Source organism: Cellulomonas biazotea, from assembly GCF_004306155.1.
Lineage (GTDB): Bacteria > Actinomycetota > Actinomycetes > Actinomycetales > Cellulomonadaceae > Cellulomonas > Cellulomonas biazotea.
Map to the genome: position 1 here is coordinate 1 of NZ_BIMR01000391.1, position 2,561 is coordinate 2,561.

General features: G+C 75.2%; 3 protein-coding genes. 2 read left to right on the forward strand and 1 reads right to left on the reverse strand.

Annotated elements, in window-relative coordinates; genetic code table 11:
* The coding region (locus CBZ_RS19115) for a hypothetical protein (protein WP_373862206.1) at positions 1 to 614 on the reverse strand (614 nt) is incomplete at its 3' end.
* Positions 615 to 697: 83 nt separating this feature from the next.
* Between CBZ_RS19115 and CBZ_RS19120 the strand changes: the two genes are divergently transcribed.
* Both CBZ_RS19120 and CBZ_RS19125 read left to right on the forward strand, forming a co-directional pair.
* Positions 698 to 1,651 carry an ATP-binding cassette domain-containing protein gene (locus tag CBZ_RS19120; protein WP_130783041.1) on the forward strand — a complete coding sequence of 318 codons (954 nt, stop codon included), beginning with the start codon at positions 698 to 700 and terminating at the stop codon, positions 1,649 to 1,651.
* Positions 1,648 to 2,448 (forward strand): ABC transporter permease, encoded by an 801-nt coding sequence (locus tag CBZ_RS19125; protein ID WP_130783042.1) that lies wholly within the window; start codon positions 1,648 to 1,650, stop codon positions 2,446 to 2,448. The genes CBZ_RS19120 and CBZ_RS19125 overlap by 4 nt, the downstream gene beginning before the upstream one ends.
* Positions 2,449 to 2,561 lie beyond the last annotated feature (113 nt).

Sequence of the window (2,561 nt, forward strand, 5' to 3'; positions counted from 1 at the left end):
GCCTTCTCAGCCTCGCGCAGGGCCCGGCCGGCCTCCCGTGCGGCGTCGCGGGCGGCGCGCTCGCGCTCGGCCTGGGCGCGCTCGGCCTCGCGGCGGGCCTCGGTCTCGCGGCGGACCCGTTCCCGCTCGACGTCCTGGAGGGCGCGCTCGCGGGCGGCCTCGGCCTGCTGCAGGGCCTTGAGGCGGTCGCGCTCGGCCTTCTCGTCGTCGCGCCGGCGCCGGTCGGCCTCCTTGCGCGCGCGGTCGGCGTCCTTGGCGGCGTCGCGCTCCGCCTTCTCGCGGTCGCGGCGGGCGCGGTCGGCCTCCTTGGCGGCGGCCCGGTCGGACTTCTCGCGGTCGCGGCGCAGCGCCTCGGCCTCCTTGCGGGCGTCGTCGGCCTCGCGGCGGGCGACCTCGGCGGCGTGGGCGTGGGTGGTCCCGGGGGCGTCGCTGGTCCCGCCGTCCGCGCGTGGGGCGGGTCCGTCGTCCGTGCCGCGGCCCTCGCCCGGGGCGCGTCCGTCCGTCCCGCGCCCCTCGTCGGTCCCGCGGCGGACGCCTCCGGCGCGGCCACCGTCCGGCTCGCCGTCGGCGGCCCCGTGGTCCTCGTCGGGGTGCGGGTTCGCTGCGTCGTCCACCGTCGTACCTCCTTGACGCCCGATCTTATAAGTGTGTATGACATACACACACAGTTTACGACGTACACAGAAGGGGGATCGCGATGACCGCACCGATCGTCGTCGCCCGCGGGCTGCGCAAGTCCTACGGCGACCTCACCGTCCTCGACGGCGTCGACCTCGACGTCCACCAGGGCGAGGTGCTCGCCCTGCTCGGCCCCAACGGCGCCGGCAAGACCACCACCGTCCGCATCCTGTCGACGCTCCTGCGGCCCGACGGCGGCACCGCGACCGTCGCGGGGGCCGACGTCGTGCGCGAGCCGGCCCGCGTCCGCAGCGCCATCAGCCTCACCGGCCAGTACGCCGCCGTCGACGAGCTGCTCACGGGGGAGGAGAACCTGCGCCTCATGGCGCGGCTCGCGCACCTCGGCCCACGGGAGGTCCGCACCCGCACGGCCGACATGCTCGCGCTGTTCGACCTCACCGACGCCGCGCTCCGCCTCGTCAAGACCTACTCGGGCGGCATGCGCCGCCGCCTCGACCTCGCCGTGAGCCTGCTCAGCCGTCCCCAGGTCGTCTTCCTCGACGAGCCGACCACCGGCCTGGACCCCCGCAGCCGCGGTGACCTGTGGGACGTCATCCGGGGCGTCGTCGACGCGGGCGCGACCGTCCTGCTCACCACGCAGTACCTCGAGGAGGCCGACCGGCTCGCCGACCGCATCGTCGTCGTCGACCACGGCCGCGTCATCGCCGACGGCACCGCCGCGCACCTCAAGCGCACGGTCGGGTCGGCGCACGTCGAGCTCGTGCTGCGCGACGGCACCGTGCAGCGCGTCTCCACCGACGGGTCCGTCGGCGACGTGCACCGCATCCTCGGCGACGTCGGCACCCGCGCGGCCGAGGTCGCCGCCTGGCAGGTCCGCGAACCCACGCTCGACGACGTGTTCCTCACGCTCACCGGCCGACCGACCACCACCGGGACGACCGGCCACACGACCGCCCGGCCCGACGAGGACACCCTCGCCGCCGCCGGCCCGCACCCCCGGGAGACCCGATGACCGCCCTGCTCGCCCCCGCCGCACCCACGGGCCGGCCCGACGTCGGGCAGACGCTGCGGGACACGACGGCCCTCGTCGGCCGGACCGTGCGCCGCACCACCCGGCAGCTCGACACGCTCCTGCTGTCCGTCCTGCTGCCCGTGATGCTCCTGCTGATGTTCACGTACGTGTTCGGCGGGGCGATCGACCCCAGCGGCCGCTACGTCGACTTCGTCGTGCCGGGGATCATCCTGCTGACCGCCGGCTACGGCGCCGCCAACACCGCGGTCGACATGGCGTCCGACATGACCAACGGCATCATCGACCGGTTCCGGTCCATGCCGATCCGGGCGACCGGAGTCGTCACCGGGCACGTCGTCGCGAGCATGGTCCGCAACGCCGTCTCGACGGCGCTCGTCATCGGCGTCGCGTTCCTCGTGGGGTTCAGCCCGCAGGCGACGGTGCTCGGCTGGCTCGGCGCGCTGGGCGTCGTCGCGCTGTTCGTCCTCGCCCTCACGTGGGTCGGGGTGGCCGTCGGGATCCTGTCGTCCGGGCCGGAGGCGGCCAGCGGCTTCACGTTCTTCATCCTGTTCCTGCCGTACGTGTCGAGCGCGTTCGTCCCGCCGGAGTCGATGCCGTCGGTGCTCGAGACCATCGCGGCGTGGAACCCGGTCACGCCGGTCACGGACACGATGCGCGGGCTGCTGCTCGGCCTGCCGGTCGAGACGTCGACGTGGGTCGCGGCCGTCGCGTGGTGCGTCGGGATCTTCCTGGTCGCCCGCGTGGCGGCGGGGCTGCTGTTCCACCGCCGCCGCTGACCGCGCCGACCCCGTCGTGGTGCCCGCAACCCACCTGGGGTGGGGCACGAGGACGGGGTCGCCGGATGCCTGAGGGCGGGCGGGCGCTCACCTGCCTCGACCCCGTCCTGGGG